Source organism: Leifsonia sp. Y878, assembly GCF_057669685.1.
This window is the reverse complement of record NZ_JBYHFS010000002.1, coordinates 45,634-61,345: the sequence shown is the minus strand read 5'-3', so window position 1 is coordinate 61,345 and position 15,712 is coordinate 45,634. Positions and strand designations below refer to the sequence as shown.

The following is a 15,712-nucleotide window of genomic DNA, read 5'->3' as shown; positions in this document are numbered from 1 at the left end:
AAGAGAAAGTGACCCACCCATGACGGACTTCGTGTCCCGCTCCGCCGATGTACCGGTCGGAACCACCTTCCCCTGGATCGCTGACGGCTTCGCCCTCGGTGGCGACTACAGCCCAGAGCAGTGGCCAGAGTCCGTCTGGATCGAGGACATCGCACTGATGACCGAAGCCGGCGTGAACTCGCTGAACGTCGGCGTCTTCTCCTGGGGCCTGCTCGAGATCGCCGATGGCGTCTTCGACTGGGGCTGGCTCGACCGCATCCTGGACCTGCTCGCCGAGGCCGGCATCGGTGTCAACCTCGCCACTCCCACCGCAGCACCGCCCATGTGGCTGATGCAGGCGCACCCGGAGATCGCCACCGTCAACCAGCACGGTGTACGCAACTCACAGGGTGGCCGCCTGGGCTGGTACCCCAGCTCTGCCGTCTTCCGTCGCTACGCGCTGCGCATGGTCGAGGCCATCGCCACCCGCTACGCAACCCACCCCGCACTGAAGCTCTGGCACGTGAGCAACGAACTCGGCAACGAGAACGCCCACAGCTACGACGACGAGACCGGCCGCGCCTGGCAGGTCTGGCTCGAGAAGAAATTTGGCACCATCGAAGCGCTGAACGACGCATGGGGCTCCGCGTTCTGGGGACACCACTACACCGCGTTCACGCAGATCGTGCCGCCGCGGTACACCAGCACCAGCCACAACCCAGGCCTCCTGCTCGACTTCGAACGCTTCACCTCAGACGCGCTGCTCGACTACTACATGGCAGAGCGCGAGGTGCTGCGCCGGATCACCCCGAACATCCCCATCACCACCAACTTCATGGTGCAGAACCACCCCAACGGCCTCGACTACGCCCGCTGGGCCAACGACGTCGACCTCGTCGCCAACGACCACTACACGATGGGTCACGACCCGGAGACCTACGGAGAGCTGGCGTTCTCCGCCGACCGCGTGCGCGGTATGTCGGGCGGTGACCCGTGGCTGCTCATCGAGCACTCCACCTCTGCGGTGAACTGGCAGCCGCGCAACCGCGCAAAGGCCCCCGGCGAGCTCACCCGCAACAGCCTCGCCCACATCGCCCGCGGCGCAGACGGCGCCCTGTTCTTCCAGTGGCGCCAGTCGACGGCCGGCAGTGAGCAGTTCCACTCCTCCGTGGTGCCGCACGCCGGCGCACGCACCAAAATCTTCCGCGAGGTGACCGCGCTCGGCAAGACGCTGCGCGACATCCGCGAGGTGGTTGGCAGTCGCGTGCAGCCGTCGCAGGTCGCGATCCTGTTCGACTACGACTCCGCCATGGCGCTGAAGTCCGGTGCGAAGCCCACCGTCGACGTGAACTCGCTCGACGTCGCCCTCGCCATGCACCGCGAGCTGACGAGCAGGGGCATCCAGGTCGATGTCGTGCACCCGTCTTCCCCGCTCACCGGGTACAAAGCGGTGCTGGCGCCCACCCTCTTCCTGCTGACTGCAGCGGATGCCGCGAGCCTTTCCTCCTACGTCGAGGGCGGCGGCCACCTGGTCGTCACGAGCTTCTCCGGCATCGTCACCGAGCACAATCGAGTGATCGAGGGCGGCTACCCCGGCGCCCTGCGCGATCTCCTTGGCGTGCGCGTCGAAGAGTTCTTCCCGCTGTTCGAGGGCGACACCGTCGGCCTTGAGGGCGCCGTCACCGGCGACGGATCGTGGACGGGCGCCGTCTGGAGTGAGCTGATGGAGGCGACCACAGCATCCGTTGTCGCCCGCTACACCTCAGGAGAGCTCGCCGGGCTTCCGGCGATCACCCTCAGGGAAGTCGGCGCAGGGACGGCGCAGTACGTCTCGACCCAGCTCGACCGCCCCTCAACCGGCGCGCTTCTCGACCTGCTCATCGCGCGTGCGGGGCTCACCCCTGTCGCACGAGCCGACCGCGGCCTTGAGCTCGTTCGCCGCGTCGCTGGGTCTGCGGATGCCGGGTCCTCCACCACCTGGCTCTTTGCCATCAACCACTCATCAGGGCCGCTCGCTCTCGATGCAACCGGACTCGACCTCGTGTCGGGCGACCGGTTCACCTCTGGCGGTTCCGTTGCCGCCGGAGCCGTCGCCGTCATCCGAGAGGACACCGTATGAAGTTCACCGATGGTTTCTGGCAGGCACGCCCCGGCGTGACCGCCCTGTACGCCCAGGAGGCGTACGACATCATGCCCGACGGGGACAACCTCCGCGTCTACGCCCCCACCAAGGTCATCGCCACCCGCGGCGACACGCTGAACCGTCCCATGCTGACGGTGACGCTGTCGTCCCCGCTCGACGGCGTCATCCGGGTGCGGATTGAGCACCACAAGGGCAGGCGTCCAGCTGCCGGCTTCGACCTCGTTGGCGCCACAGAGGGTGTTGGTGTTGCAGAGACCCAGTCGGTCGACGGCGCCATGGCCTCTGGCACGCTGACCAGCGGAGGCCTCACCGCTCGCATCACCCCAGGCGCCCCGTGGAACCTCACGTTCGAGTCAGACGGCCGCGTGCTCACCTCGAGCAAGCACAAGTCGGTCGGCTACATGCGCCTCGCCTCCGATGCCCCCATCGCCGCCGAACCTGTGGGCGAAGTTGGCATCACCACGACCGGTCTCGCCCCGGCCAGCACCTACGTGCACGAGCAGCTCAGCCTCGGCGTCGGTGAACTCGTCTACGGCCTCGGCGAGCGCTTCGGCGCCCTGGTCAAGAACGGCCAGACCATCGACATCTGGAATTCAGATGGCGGAACATCCAGCGAGCAGTCGTACAAGAACATCCCGTTCTACATGACCAACCGCGGGTACGGCGTGCTGGTCAACCACAGCGAGCACGTCTCATTCGAGGTCGCCTCAGAGTCTGTCGAGCGCGTGCAGTTCTCCACTGCAGGCGAGGCACTCGAGTACTTCGTCATCCAGGGCCCGACCCAGAAGGACGTCCTCGAGCGCTACACGACCCTCACCGGTCGCCCGGCGAAGGTGCCGGCCTGGTCATACGGCCTGTGGCTGTCCACCAGCTTCACCACCGACTACGACGAAGCGACGGTGAACAGCTTCATCGACGGGATGCGCGAGCGCGACCTGCCGTTGTCTGTCTTCCACTTCGACTGCTTCTGGATGCGCGAGTTCAACTGGACAGACCTCGAGTGGGACGCCCGTGTCTTCCCAGACCCAGAGGGCATGCTTGCCCGCCTGCACGAGCGCGAACTGCGCCTGAGCGCCTGGATCAACCCGTACATCGCCGAGCGCTCCAAGCTGTTCGACGAAGCAGCGGATGCCGGCTACCTCGTTCGCCGCGCAGATGGCAGCATCTGGCAGTGGGACCAGTGGCAGGCCGGCATGGGCCTTATTGACTTCACGAACCCTGAAGCGACCGCCTGGTTCCAGGCCAAGCTGCGCGTGCTGCTCGAGCAGGGCATCGATGCGCTGAAGACCGACTTCGGCGAGCGCATCCCCACCGACGTCGTCTGGCACGATGGCTCTTCTCCTGAGGCCATGCACAACTGGTACACCCAGCTCTACAACCAGGCCGTCTTCGAGGTGCTCGAAGAGCACCGTGGGCAGGGCGAGGCTGTGCTGTTCGCCCGGTCAGCGACCACCGGCGGGCAGCGGATGCCGATTCACTGGGGTGGCGACAACTCGTCCTCCTACGAGTCGATGGCAGAGACCCTCCGCGGTGGGCTGTCCCTCGCTTTCAGTGGCTTCGGATTCTGGAGCCACGACATCGGCGGCTTCGAAGGCAAGCCAGACCCGGAGGTCTTCAAGCGCTGGGTCGCGTTCGGCATGTTCTCCAGCCACTCGCGTCTGCACGGCTCCTCCAGCTACCGGGTGCCGTGGGCATTCGACGAGGAGGCCGTCGAGGTCACGCGAAAGTTCTCCAAGCTGAAGCTCGAGCTGATGCCGTACCTGTACTCACTGGGCCTCGAAGCCCACGAGCGCGGACTGCCGTTCATGCGCCCCATGCAGCTGGAGTTCCCGAACGACCTGTCGTGCTCCTACCTCGACCGCCAGTACATGATCGGCGCCGACATCCTCGTCGCTCCGGTCTTCAGCGGCGACGGCAGCGTCGAGTACTACCTGCCGGCCGGCACCTGGACGAACTACCTCACCGGTGAGGTCGCCCAGGGATCGACCTGGCGCAGGGAAACCCACAGCGTGCTGAGCATGCCGATCTGGATTCGCGGCGGCGCCGTGCTCGCAACCGGAAACCGCACCGACCGCCCCGACTACGATTACCTCGACGGCCTGCTCGTCACGGTGTACCCGGGTGCAACAACGAAGTCCACCACCACCCGTGTTGTGAGTTCTGAGACGGGTGCAGAGGTCCTCGTCACTGTGACCACCAACACGGTGACCACAACCGGCACAACAGTAGAGGTGTCGACCACCGGCGCGGACATCCGTGTTCGCCTCGCCGGCGGCGACATCGTCACCACATCGAATGGAAAGGCCGTTCTCACCTATGTCTAACGCACCCACCACCACGGGCTCCGCAGCAGCATCCGTCGGCAACGCCGACTACCGCGACTGGGGACTGGAGTTCCCGGCTGACTTCATCTTCGGTTCGGCCACGGCCTCGTACCAGATCGAGGGAGCTGCCACCGAAGACGGCCGCGGCCCGTCCATCTGGGACACCTTCAGCCACACGCCAGGAAAGGTCTGGAACGGCGACACCGGCGACGTGGCGGATGACCACTACCACCGCCTCGAGTCCGACCTCGACCTGATGAAGGAGCTGGGGCTTCAGGCCTACCGCTTCTCCATCTCCTGGTCACGCATCCAGCCGACAGGAACCGGCCCGGCCAACGCCAAGGGCCTCGACTTCTACACGCGCCTGGTCGACGGGTTGATCGCTCGCGGCATCAAGCCCATCGCGACCCTGTACCACTGGGACCTCCCGCAGGCCCTTGAGGACGAGGGTGGCTGGACCAACCGCGCCACGTCATACGCGTTCGCTGAGTACGCCCGCATCATGGGCGAGGCACTCGGCGACAAGGTCATCACCTGGACGACGCTCAACGAGCCGTGGTGCTCCGCCTACCTCGGCTACGGCTCTGGCGCGCACGCCCCAGGCCTCACCGACGGCGCGAAGGCTCTCGCCGCAGTGCACCACTTGAACCTCGCGCACGGCCTCGCCGTCACCGCGCTGAAGAAGGTCGTCACCAACGACCCCGCCTTCTCGATCACCCTCAACCTGCACGTCATCCGCGGAGAGGGCGAGAAGGCTGCAGAGGCCGTGCGCCAGATCGACGGACTCGCCAACCGCGTGTTCCTCGGCCCTCTGCTGCACGGCGCATACCCTGAGGACGTCTTCGTTGACACAGCGGATGTCACGGATTGGGCATTCATCCTCCCAGGCGACCTCGAGCTGATCCACCAGCCGCTCGACCTGCTCGGTGTGAACTACTACTCCACCACCCTCGTACGGATCTGGGACGGCGTCAGCCCGCGAGCCAACAACGACGGCCACAAGGACATGGGTGGATCACCGTGGCCGGGCGCCGACCGCGTCGAGTTCATCGCGCAGGCCGGCCCGTACACAGAGATGGGCTGGAACATCGAGCCGGCCGGCCTCGAAGAGCTGCTGGTGGCGTTGCACGAGGAGTTCCCGGCCCTGCCGCTGATGATCACGGAGAACGGCGCATCTTTCGCTGATGTCGTCACCTCTGAGACCACAGAGTCCGGCGAGACCGTCTCCGTTGTGCACGACGAGCAGCGCACCGACTACCTGCAGCGCCACTTCACCGCCGCTCACCGGGCCATGGCCCGCGGCGTCGACCTGCGCGGCTACCAGGTGTGGTCGCTGATGGACAACTTCGAGTGGGGCTACGGCTACTCGAAGCGGTTCGGCATCGTCTACATCGACTTCGAGACGCAGGAGCGCATCATCAAGGACAGCGCCAAGTGGTACTCGAAGGTCATCGCCACCCGCACCATCCAGCCGCTCAGCTAACGAGAGCGACACCAAAAAGGCCGGGCCGCACCGAATCATTCGGTGGGGCCCGGCCTTGTTGTGTTAGCGGGCGTCGCCCTGCAGGGTTCCCCACGACTGGGATGAACCGGCGGCGTTCCGCTGCTGCGGAACATTCCACGGGTTGTCATCGCGCAGTGGAGTCGGCAGCAGTTCCTGCGGAACGCTCTGGTAGGCGACTGGACGCAGGAATCGGCCGATGGCCGCGCTCCCCACAGAGGTGCCGCTGTCGTTGCTGGTGGCCGGCCACGGCCCGCCATGCTGCTGCGCCGGCGTGACGGCGACGCCAGTTGGCCAGCCGCCCAGCAGTACACGTCCGGCGTTCTGGGCGATCCAGTCGATAATCCCGCGGAGGGCAGCGCTGTCTTCACCGGTGCCGGCGTGCACCGTACCGGTGAGGTTGCCCTCGAACAGCTGGCTCGCCTGCGCCGCGAGCTCTGCAGCGTCGTCGTACTCGACGAGCACTGACAGCGGGCCGAAAGCCTCATCGCCCAGGGTGTCGCGCCCGGCAAGCAGGTCGGTGGACGACACCGACACGATGGTGGGCGTCGCCCAGCCATTGCCGTCGTCGTCGACACGAACTGAACCCAGCACGATGGGCGTGACTCCAGCGGTTCCGAGGATCGCGTCGCGCCTGGCCTGGTAGCCGGCGGTGATCCCAGGGTTCAGCAGGCGGTGTTCTCCCACAGCGGCCGCCTTCGCCACCAGAGCATCGGCCAGGTCGTGACCGCTCGGCACGAAGAGGAAGCCCGGCTTGGTGCATAGCTGGCCGGCTGAGCCCGACACGCTCGTGACGTATCCGCCTGCGATGGCGTCGGCATCCTCATCGAGCGCGGCCTGGGTGACGAACACCGGGTTGACGCTGCCGAGTTCACCGTAGAACGGGATGGGGGCTGGGCGTGCCGCAGCGATGTCGGCCAGAATGCGGCCGGCCTTGATCGACCCTGTGAAGCTGGCGGCTGCGATGCGCGCGTCCTGCAGCAGCTGCACGCCCTCTGCCTGGCCGGTGATGAGCTGCAGGATTCCGGCTGGCGCTCCAGCGCCCTCGAGCGCTGCGGCCACGATCTCTGCCGTGCGCGCAGAAAGCAGCGGATGCCCAGGGTGCGCCTTCACGATAACGGGGCACCCAGCGGCGAGGGCAGCGGCCGTGTCTCCGCCGGCGACGGAGAACGCGAACGGGAAGTTGCTGGCGGCGAAGTTCAGCACGGGGCCGACCGGTATGCGGTAGCGGCGGAGGTCTGGACGGGCACCGAGCACGAAGCCGGGGTCTGCATCGTCGATGCGCACATCGAGGTACGACCCGTCGATGACGACCTCGGCGAAGAGCTTCAGCTGCACGGCCGTGCGGCCGACCTCACCGGTGAGGCGCGCAACCGTCAGGCCCGTCTCGTCCTGCGCGATCGCGACGAGCTCGTCGCGGGCCGCGATGAGGGCATCCGCTGCCGCCACCAGGGCAGCTGCACGCACGCTCGGCTCTGTGGCGGCCCAGACGGGCGCCGCAGCCACTGCGCGGTTCGCGATCGCATCGAGCTGCTCTGGGGTGGTGACGGGGGTACTCGTTGCGGTGCTCATGGCACGACGCTCCTTACAGATAGAACGGGGTGAAGCAGAGGAAGAACGGGGTGAAGCTAGAACTGGAATCCGGTGGGGAACGGGTCTGCGGGGTCGAGCAGGTACTGGCCGATGCCGGTCACCCAGGCCCGACCTGTGATGGTTGGGATGACGGCGGGGATACCGGCAACCGTCGTCTCCCGAATCAGGCGTCCGGTGAACGTCGAGCCGATGAATGACTCGTTCACGAAGTCCTGGTCGAGGCCGAGCTCACCGCGAGCCCAGAGCTCTGCCATGCGCGCAGACGTGCCGGTGCCGCACGGTGAGCGGTCGAACCAGCCGGGGTAGATCGCCATCGCGTGCCTGGAATACTCGGCCGTCGAGCCCGGCGCGATGAACTCGACATGGTGGCAGTGGTCAAGCCCGTCGATCTCTGGGTGCTTCGGCGGGTTCGTGGTGTTGATGGCGTCCATGATGGCCAGGCCGGCGGCGAGGATCTCCTGCTGGTTGGCGCGGTCGAACGGCAGGTTGACCGCATCGAGGTCGACCATGGCGTAGAAGTTGCCGCCGAAGGCGAGGCTGTACTCGATGGGGCCGTAGTCGGGCACATCGACGGTGTCGTCGAGCCGCACGCTGTATGACGGCACGTTCTCCAGCGTGACGGAATCCGCATGGCCATCGCTGACGGCCACCCTGGCGATCACGAGGCCGGCCGGAGTGTCGAGGCGGATGGTGGTGACCGGCTCGACGACCTCGACCATGCCGGTTTCCACCAGCACGGTGGCAACCCCGATGGTGCCGTGCCCGCACATCGGCAGGCAGCCGGACACCTCGATGTACACGACGCCCCAATCGGCATCCGCTCTCGTCGGCGCCTGCAGGATCGCACCGCTCATGGCCGCGTGGCCGCGTGGCTCGTTCATGAGGAACAAGCGGATATCATCCATGTGCTCCATGAAATGGAGGCGCTTCTCGTTCATGGTCGCGCCGGGGATGACCCCGATGCCACCGGTGATGACCCTGGTGGGCATCCCCTCTGTGTGGGAATCAACCGCTGTATACATTCGCGATGAGCGCATGACTATGCGGCGGAATACGCAGCGCGGCGCACAGCCAGGTAGTCGAGCGCCTTCTTCGTGTCTGCACGCACCTGGGCGTCGACGGCCGGGCTCAGCGGTCCGCGCGGCGGACGCGTGGGTCCGCCGTAGCTGCCGCCAGCGAGGTCGATCGAGAGCTTGATGGCCTGCACGAACTCGGTCTTGGAGTCCCAGCGGAACACGGTGACAAGCTGCGTGTAGATCTCAAGTGCCTCAGCGATGCGGCCATCCTTGACGAGGTTGTAGATCTCGACGGCCTCACGCGGGAACGCATTCGGGTAGCCGGCGAACCAGCCGGTCGCGCCGGCAACGAGTGACTCGAACAGCAGGTCGTCTGCGCCGGCGATGACGTCGATGTCGCAGAGTTCCTTGATTTCCAGCACGCGACGGATGTCGGCGGAGAACTCCTTGACCGCGACAACCTCAGGGATCTCGGCCAGCTTCGCCACGAGGCTCGGCGTCAGGTCGACCTTGGTGTCGTACGGGTTGTTGTACGCCATGATCGGCAAGCCGACCTCTGCCACACGCTGGTAGTGCTCGATGACCTCTGATTCGTTCGCACGGTAGAGGGTCGGCGGCAGCAGCAGCACGCCATCGGCGCCGTCTTCCTTCGCGTACTCTGCCCACTTCTTGGCCTGGTGCCAGCCGACACCGTGCACACCGGCAACGACGAGACCGCGGCCGTCGACAGCCTCAACGGCCACCTGGACGACCTTGCGGCGTTCCTCGTCGGTCAGCGAGGAGTACTCCCCCAGCGAACCGTTCGGGCCGACGCCGCGGCATCCGTTGCTGATCAGCCAGTCGCAGTGCGCGGCGAACTTGTCGTAGTCGACCGCGAGTCCGGCGGGAGCCGACGAGTCTTCCTTGAATGCGAGGGTCGTGGCGACGATGACGCCGCCGAGATCGAATGCCTGCTTGGTCATTTCGGTCCTTTCGTAGGTGCTTGGTGTGATTCGTGAAAACCTGCGGTGGCATCGCCTGCCGAAACCACGGGAGCTGCCAATTCGCCCAGCCGGATCGGCGCGGCGATTGGGCGACGATCCGTCGATACGCCATCGGAAAGGCCACCGGTGCGGGTGGCGAGCAGCGCCTCGACGGTTCGCCCGCAGACGCGACCCTGGCAGAGGCCGAGGCCGGCCCTGCTGCTGAGTTTCAGCGCGCGAAGCGAGTGCGAATGGGTGGCGTCGGCCGCACTGCAGAGCGCCCCATAGCTCACCTCTTCGCAGCGGCACACGATGGTGTCGTGCGTGAGCATCGTCGGCCAGCCGCTCCGAATGCCGTGAGCCGCTTCGATCCGCTGCGCGAAACCGCGGAATGTCGTTCGCTTTCGCGTCGCCTTGGCGAGTGTCGCGTCGGCCGCGGTGCCGCCGGCGGCGACATGTCCGGCGATGCTGCCCTCTGCGAGCGCCAGGTCGACTCCGCCGATGCCGGTGATCTCGCCTGCGGCGAAGACCCCTGGGACGCTGGTCTCCTGGCCTGCGTCGACCTGCACGAAACGCTCAGGGGTGAGCGCGCAGCCGGCGGCGATGGCCAGCTCAAGCCGCGGCGCGAAGCCGTGGCTCACGCAGACGGCGTCAACGGCGATCCGCTTCTCGGTGCCGGGAATCGGCGACCAGTCAGCCGTGACGGATGCCACAGTGACCGCTTCAACCCTGTCGGTGCCGTGCGCGGCGATGACGGCCTTGCCCAGTCGGTACGGGATGCGGTTCTTCAGGTGCCCAGCCACATACCCGCCGAGCTCTGCGCCCTTGCTCGCCGCGGGGAAGAGCTGCCAGAAACGTGGCAGCCAGCCGCGCACCAGCGCCGGCATCCGGTTGGCTTCGAAGACGCCGAGCACGCGTGACCCCGTTGCCGCCAGTGAGGCTGCGACGGGAAGCAGGAATGGCCCTGCTCCGGCAACGACGACGCGGTCACCCACCGCGAGGCGCTCTCCCTTGGCGAGTGCTTGCGCTGCGCCTCCGGTGAAGACGCCTGGCAGGTCCCAGCCGGGGAACGGCAGGGTGCGGTCGTGCGCGCCTGTTGCCAGCACGATCGCGTCCGGGTGCAGCACGAGCCGGTCGCGGCCGACGCCGTCTGGTTCGCCGATGACGACGTGCACTGTGCCGGCGGCGTTGTCCCTCAGCTCGATGGCCCAGACCTGCGCTGAGGTGATGATGCGGCATCCGTCGTCGCCCTCGAGCGCGGCAGCCATGGCACGGAATTGTGCCCAGCCGTGGTGCAGGATGCGCTCATTGACCGCTGGGCGCTGCTCTGGCAGGTGCCGCCAGAACTGGCCGCCCAGCTGGTCTGACGAGTCGAGAATGGTGACGGATGCCCCAGCCTCGCGAGCGGCGAGAGCTGCGGCGAGACCGGCTGGTCCTGCCCCGATCACGAGAACGGTGTTCACTCTGCACCACCGCCCGGCAGCTCGTCGTGCTGCGTGACGACGACATCACCAGCGGATGCCCGGCGCTGGCAGGCACGCACGTCGCGTTGGCCGTTCACCACGACCACGCAGTCGAAGCACACGCCGATGCCGCAGAACACGCCGCGTGGGGCGTTGCTCACCGAGGTGCGCCGGAAGCCGAGGGTGCCACTGCCGAGGATGACCCCGGCCAGGCTCTGCCCTGCGACGCCGGTCGCAGGTTCACCGTCGACCGTGATCGTCACCGGCGTTGGTGGGGCTGGGCGCACGGGGTCGAGGCCGTTGTGGAAGAGTCGGGGAGCCATCAGGCCACCTCCGTGAGGTGAGGAATCAGGTGGGGTGCCAACGACGGGCGTGACAACGAGAACGGGGTCGCGTCGAGTGCGGTGGGCGTGCCGAGCATCAGGTCCCTGATCATGGCCGCCGTCGCCAGGCTGAGGCCGATGCCGGCGCCTTCGTGTCCTGTCGCGTGCCAGAGTCCTGGCAGTCGCGGGTCTTCGCCGATGACGGGCAGGTGGTCTGGCATGAACGGGCGGAAGCCGCCGTAGCTGCGCATGATCGCCGCGTCTGCGAGGAACGGGAACAGGCGCATGGCCTTGGTCGCGATCTCGTGCAGCGCATCGACTCTCAAACGGGAGTCGAAGCCGACCTGCTGCCTCGACGAACCGATCAACACGGTGCCGGCTCCGGTGGACTCGACAACGCTGGAGGTCTGCAGGGCGCTGTCATCCGACCCGACCGCGCCCACATAGTCGGCGTCGTAGACCTTGTGGAAGATGCGATGGCGCATCCGGCTCGTCACCAGCACCTCGCCCCTGCGAGGTCGAACCGGGAGGTGCACACCGAGGAGCGCTGCGACTTCGGCCGACCACGGACCGGCAGCAACGACGACCCGCGGTGCACGGAGCGCGCCCTCTGGGGTGATCACGCCGACGAGCGCACCCGCAGAATCGAGCAGCGGACCGAGCACGGGGGTGTTCTCCAACACACGGGCGCCGTAGAGCCTGGCGGAGGCCATGAGCGCGTCCGTCGCGATCGTCGGCTGCACCTGCGCGTCTTCCGGGTAGTGCACGGCCGCCTGGATCCAGGGCGCGATGTCGGGTTCGAGCACCCTGGCCTCGTCGGTGCTGATGACGCGGGCGTCAACCCCTGCGCCCAGCTGGCGGGCGGCGAACGCCAGCAACGGCGCGGCACCTTCCGGCGTTGTCGCGACGACGAGGCCGCCCTTTGGGTCGTATTCGACAGACGGGAATGACTCGCCGAGCTGCTCGCGGAGGTCGATGGCCGCCTGCTTCCACAGCGTTGCGGTGTACTGCGCGAGGGCGAGCTCGTGGCCTGCGCCCTTGTCGGAGACCAACAGATTTCCCTCGCACGCCGATGACGTGCCGCCGGCCACCGTGCCGCGATCGATGACCGTCACGCTCAATCCCGCAGCGGACAGCGTGCGCGCGCAGGCGGCACCGATGATGCCGGCGCCGACGATGATCACATCCTGTGCCATGCCCAGCCTGTTGTTTCCATCACGGTCGCTCTCCGCCTGTTCTCGCAACGAGTTCGGTGAGCCGGGTGAACACCCGATCAGACCCGATGCCATCGTGTTCGTATTCATTGGTCACCCACGCTTGGGTGTTTCCGACGTTGGCTGACGTCTCCAGCTGCAGGTGCGAGTCGACATACATGTCGTCGTAGTAGACGGCCGCGGCGACCGGCACCTCATTGGCTGCGAGCGCGTCACGGTCGTACAGCGCACTCCAGTCGGTCTGCGCCGCCATCAGTTCCACCGCGCCACGGAACGGCCGCAGCGCGCGAATCTCTTCGAACATCCACGGGTACATCATTTCTCCGGTGAACAGCAGCGGCCGTGCTGATTCAGCGAATTGCGGATGGCGAGCACGCTCGCGCTCTGCCGCCCAGTTCGTCGCACCCGTGGTGTCTGCGGCGTAAATGCTCTCCTGCATGACGGCGAAGAGCGGGTTGTCAGCGTAGGAGGTGCGGGCTTGCACCTGGCTGAGGAATGTCTCGCTCAATCGGTCGTTGCCGGTGGCGAATGCCTCGTCGACCAACCAGTGCATGCGCTCGAATCCGGGCTTCATGCCGAAGTCGATGCCGAGGCTCTGGAAGCGTCGTACCGTCAGGGTGTCGCCGTCTGGCAGCACGACGTCGCCCGCCGCGAGCAGGTCAGCGATGCGGCCGACCTGTTCTTCGTCGTGCGGGAAGCGGGCGTAGAACTCGCGGTTCTTACCCTCCGTGCGCGGGTATGTGCGCCGGTAGACCTCGCTGGCGTCTGGGCGCACACTGGCCAGGCCGCCCGTGACGTAGCAGGCGCGAAGCCCCTCAGGTGCGAATGACAGGTAGCTGAGCGTGAGGAATCCGCCGTAGCTCTGGCCGAGGGTTGCCCACGGCTTTCCACCGAACACGGTGCGGCGCAGGAACTCGGCGTCCTTCACGATGGAGTCTGCCCTGAAGTGTCCGAGGTATGCGGCCGCGGCTGCATCGTCATCGAATGACGCGATGACCTGGCCGTCGATGCGCGAGCTGCGGCCTGTGCCGCGCTGGTCGAGCAGCACGACGCGGTGAGTCGCGAGGGCGTGCCCGAGCCATCCGCTCGGCTCGGTGGGCCGTGGACCCTTGCCGCCTGGGCCGCCCTGCAGGAACACCAGGTATGGCAGGTCGTCCGCACGGCGCACCGGGTCGACGATCTCGCGCGCGAACACGGTGATGCGCCGGGTCTCTGTGTCGTCGAACCAGTTGAGGGGCACCTCGACGTCGTGGTCAGTGATGCTCATACCGGGCACCGTGTAACTGGCGGTGATCATGCCAGGACTCCTTCTGTTCACACTGCGTGATCAAGACCCTATGGTGATAGGTGACATATTACAATCCTGCACAACCCCTGCTGCGCGTGGCTTCGCGGCCACGGGCGTGCGCCTAACTGATTTCTGGCGTGCCGGCCCACCAGCCGACAACGTGGCCGAGGTGCAGCACGACGAGCTCTTCCAGGCCCGCACCGTCGCCCTTTTCGAGCAGATCGAGCATGAGGTGGTGCTCGTGCGCCGAGTCACGCAGCTTGCTGCTGTGAGTCATGCGGGCCAGGTTCACCATGCGGGTCTGCTGGCGCAGTTCCCGCACCATGTCGACCAGATGCGTGTTGCCATAGAGCTCAAGGAGCCCGAGGTGGAAGTCGCGGTCGCGCTCCACGAAACCGGTGAGGTTCGCGGTGTCGGCGTGTGTGCTGATCTCGTCGGCAATGGCACGCCATTTCGGCAGGGTCTCGACAGGGAAGTTCGCGGCGAGAGCGCGCATTGCAGGCGCCTCGAGCAGCTGTCGAAGTTCGAGGATCTCCCTGAGGTCCTGCTCACTGACATCGGTCACCCTGAAGCCCTTATTGCGTACAGACACCACGAAGCCGCGCTGCTCGAGGTCAAGCATGGCTTCGCGCACCGGCGTGGCCGACACCTCGAACTGGGCGGCAAGGGTGGGAACGGAGACAAGCGTTCCCGGCGCCAGCTCGCCAGAGATGATTGCGGCAGAGAGTGATTCGCCGATGCGATCGCGCAAACTCGCCAGCTGCTCCACCTTATGGATCGCTGAGACGGTCATCGTGTACTCACTCTCGTAAACGCGGTTTCGCGCTGTTGCCGGCCGCGCGCCCGGTGAACCATATCGAATGGTAGCCGACGGCGTGATCCGTTAACGAGCGAAGGACCGCGTGAGTACTCACACGGTCCTTCGGGCGCACTCCCTCAGGAGTGGCAATCAATGGCTAGACGTTCTTCCGTCCGGAGATTGAGCGCATCAAGAATACGATGACTGCGATGACGGCCAGAACGATTCCGACCCACAGCAGGAAATTCAACGACTGCACGAATCCACCAGTGATGAGGAGGAGGACAGCAACGATTACAACAATGATCAGCAGGAGATTCAAGGGGTGACTCTTCTCTGTTCTTTTTCGCGGAGACGATCTCCGGCCTGATAGCTTACCCCCAAATAGGGGTGACGTGGTAGAAAATCATGAACCCGGGCGTGTCGCGCCTCCCGAAGAAGGGCTGATCACGTCAATAACGGAGCCCTCACCATACGCCGGACGAGCCGCGCCGGTGACTGTCGAGCAAGTGGGTGTCGACGATCCCTGTCGCCTCCATGAGTGCGAACATCGTGGTCGGGCCGACGAAGGCGAAGCCCTTCTTTTTCAGCGCCTTAGACAGTGCGATCGATTCCGTAGATTGCGTGGGAACCTCCGCGTGCGACCGCGGCTGCGGGGTCTCTGACGGACGGAACGACCAGATGAAGTCGACGAGGCCACCGTCCTCGCGCAGCGCGACAGTGGCCCGCGCATTGGTGATCGTGGCGAGCACCTTGAGCCGGTTGCGCACGATGCCGGCATCCGCCATCAAGCGTTCGTAGTCGGCATCCGTGTATGCGGCGATGAGGTCTGGATCGAAGTTATCGAAGGCGGCCCGAAAGGCCGGGCGCTTCTTCAGGATGGTCGCCCACGACAGCCCAGACTGAAACGCCTCGAGGCTGAGCCGCTCAAAGAGGCCGTGCTCATCGCGCACCGGCATGCCCCATTCGGTGTCGTAGTACTCGCGCATCAGCGGATCGGTGGCCGCCCAGGTCGGCCTGGCCAGCCCGTCAGCGCCATGCACGACAGCGCCATGCACGACAGCTGTCACGATTTCGCTCACCGCAGGTTCTCCTTGCTCATCGAAA

At 66.2% G+C, this 15,712-nt stretch carries 13 protein-coding genes; 3 read left to right on the top strand and 10 right to left on the bottom strand.

Translation table 11 applies throughout. The annotated features are described in order from the left end of the window. Nucleotides 1–19: 19 nt before the first annotated feature. The 3 genes from AC25Y4_RS06575 to AC25Y4_RS06565 are packed head-to-tail and all read left to right on the top strand — an operon-like array spanning nucleotide 20 to nucleotide 5,929. The gene (locus AC25Y4_RS06575; protein WP_488119595.1) at nucleotides 20–2,098 is read left to right on the top strand and encodes a beta-galactosidase; all 2,079 of its coding nucleotides are present in this window, start codon (nucleotides 20–22) and stop codon (nucleotides 2,096–2,098) included. Then, nucleotides 2,095–4,446: an alpha-xylosidase gene (gene yicI / locus AC25Y4_RS06570; protein WP_488119594.1), complete on the top strand. Its 2,352-nt coding sequence runs from the start codon at nucleotides 2,095–2,097 to the stop codon at nucleotides 4,444–4,446. The genes AC25Y4_RS06575 and yicI overlap by 4 nt, the downstream gene beginning before the upstream one ends. Then, nucleotides 4,439–5,929: a GH1 family beta-glucosidase gene (locus AC25Y4_RS06565; protein ID WP_488119593.1), complete on the top strand. Its 1,491-nt coding sequence runs from the start codon at nucleotides 4,439–4,441 to the stop codon at nucleotides 5,927–5,929. The genes yicI and AC25Y4_RS06565 overlap by 8 nt, the downstream gene beginning before the upstream one ends. Nucleotides 5,930–5,992: 63 nt before the next feature. On the opposite strand, the gene AC25Y4_RS06560 is transcribed toward AC25Y4_RS06565, so the two are convergent. From AC25Y4_RS06560 to AC25Y4_RS06515, 10 genes are all read right to left on the bottom strand, one after another. Beyond that, complete coding sequence (locus tag AC25Y4_RS06560) at nucleotides 5,993–7,519, bottom strand: aldehyde dehydrogenase (NADP(+)) (RefSeq protein ID WP_488119592.1); 1,527 nt, start codon at nucleotides 7,517–7,519, stop codon at nucleotides 5,993–5,995. 56 nt (nucleotides 7,520–7,575) lie between these two features. Next, on the bottom strand, nucleotides 7,576–8,577 hold the full coding sequence (locus tag AC25Y4_RS06555; RefSeq protein WP_488119591.1) for a proline racemase family protein: 1,002 nt from the start codon (nucleotides 8,575–8,577) through the stop codon (nucleotides 7,576–7,578). 2 nt (nucleotides 8,578–8,579) lie between these two features. Beyond that, a complete protein-coding gene (locus AC25Y4_RS06550; protein ID WP_488119590.1) occupies nucleotides 8,580–9,518 on the bottom strand; it encodes a dihydrodipicolinate synthase family protein in 939 nt (312 codons plus the stop codon). Beyond that, nucleotides 9,515–10,981, bottom strand: a complete 1,467-nt coding sequence (locus AC25Y4_RS06545) for an FAD-dependent oxidoreductase (protein WP_488119589.1) — start codon at nucleotides 10,979–10,981, stop codon at nucleotides 9,515–9,517. The genes AC25Y4_RS06550 and AC25Y4_RS06545 overlap by 4 nt, the downstream gene beginning before the upstream one ends. Next, the gene (locus tag AC25Y4_RS06540; protein ID WP_488119588.1) at nucleotides 10,978–11,304 is read right to left on the bottom strand and encodes a (2Fe-2S)-binding protein; all 327 of its coding nucleotides are present in this window, start codon (nucleotides 11,302–11,304) and stop codon (nucleotides 10,978–10,980) included. The genes AC25Y4_RS06545 and AC25Y4_RS06540 overlap by 4 nt, the downstream gene beginning before the upstream one ends. Continuing rightward, on the bottom strand, nucleotides 11,304–12,500 hold the full coding sequence (locus AC25Y4_RS06535) for an NAD(P)/FAD-dependent oxidoreductase (RefSeq protein ID WP_488119587.1): 1,197 nt from the start codon (nucleotides 12,498–12,500) through the stop codon (nucleotides 11,304–11,306). Before AC25Y4_RS06535 ends, AC25Y4_RS06540 begins: the two co-directional genes overlap by 1 nt. A 19-nt stretch (nucleotides 12,501–12,519) precedes the next feature. Continuing rightward, nucleotides 12,520–13,815 (bottom strand): alpha/beta fold hydrolase, encoded by a 1,296-nt coding sequence (locus AC25Y4_RS06530; RefSeq protein WP_488119586.1) that lies wholly within the window; start codon nucleotides 13,813–13,815, stop codon nucleotides 12,520–12,522. Nucleotides 13,816–13,927: 112 nt separating this feature from the next. Continuing rightward, nucleotides 13,928–14,599, bottom strand: coding sequence for a GntR family transcriptional regulator (locus tag AC25Y4_RS06525; RefSeq protein ID WP_488119585.1), 672 nt, complete (start codon nucleotides 14,597–14,599; stop codon nucleotides 13,928–13,930). A 163-nt stretch (nucleotides 14,600–14,762) separates the two neighbouring features. Next, nucleotides 14,763–14,927 carry a hypothetical protein gene (locus AC25Y4_RS06520; protein ID WP_488119584.1) on the bottom strand — a complete coding sequence of 55 codons (165 nt, stop codon included), beginning with the start codon at nucleotides 14,925–14,927 and terminating at the stop codon, nucleotides 14,763–14,765. Nucleotides 14,928–15,072: 145 nt separating this feature from the next. Continuing rightward, a complete protein-coding gene (locus AC25Y4_RS06515) occupies nucleotides 15,073–15,687 on the bottom strand; it encodes a DNA-3-methyladenine glycosylase I (RefSeq protein WP_488119583.1) in 615 nt (204 codons plus the stop codon). Between the last annotated feature and the right edge of the window lie 25 nt (nucleotides 15,688–15,712).

What these genes read in the sequence shown, in the direction of transcription:
- AC25Y4_RS06575 (WP_488119595.1), top strand. Translation starts at nt 20, where the DNA reads ATGACGGACTTCGTGTCCCGCTCCGCCGATGTACCGGTCGGAACCACC.
- yicI (WP_488119594.1), top strand. Translation starts at nt 2,095, where the DNA reads ATGAAGTTCACCGATGGTTTCTGGCAGGCACGCCCCGGCGTGACCGCC.
- AC25Y4_RS06565 (WP_488119593.1), top strand. Translation starts at nt 4,439, where the DNA reads ATGTCTAACGCACCCACCACCACGGGCTCCGCAGCAGCATCCGTCGGC.
- AC25Y4_RS06560 (WP_488119592.1), bottom strand. Translation starts at nt 7,519, where the DNA reads ATGAGCACCGCAACGAGTACCCCCGTCACCACCCCAGAGCAGCTCGAT.
- AC25Y4_RS06555 (WP_488119591.1), bottom strand. Translation starts at nt 8,577, where the DNA reads ATGCGCTCATCGCGAATGTATACAGCGGTTGATTCCCACACAGAGGGG.
- AC25Y4_RS06550 (WP_488119590.1), bottom strand. Translation starts at nt 9,518, where the DNA reads ATGACCAAGCAGGCATTCGATCTCGGCGGCGTCATCGTCGCCACGACC.
- AC25Y4_RS06540 (WP_488119588.1), bottom strand. Translation starts at nt 11,304, where the DNA reads ATGGCTCCCCGACTCTTCCACAACGGCCTCGACCCCGTGCGCCCAGCC.
- AC25Y4_RS06535 (WP_488119587.1), bottom strand. Translation starts at nt 12,500, where the DNA reads ATGGCACAGGATGTGATCATCGTCGGCGCCGGCATCATCGGTGCCGCC.
- AC25Y4_RS06530 (WP_488119586.1), bottom strand. Translation starts at nt 13,815, where the DNA reads ATGATCACCGCCAGTTACACGGTGCCCGGTATGAGCATCACTGACCAC.
- AC25Y4_RS06525 (WP_488119585.1), bottom strand. Translation starts at nt 14,599, where the DNA reads ATGACCGTCTCAGCGATCCATAAGGTGGAGCAGCTGGCGAGTTTGCGC.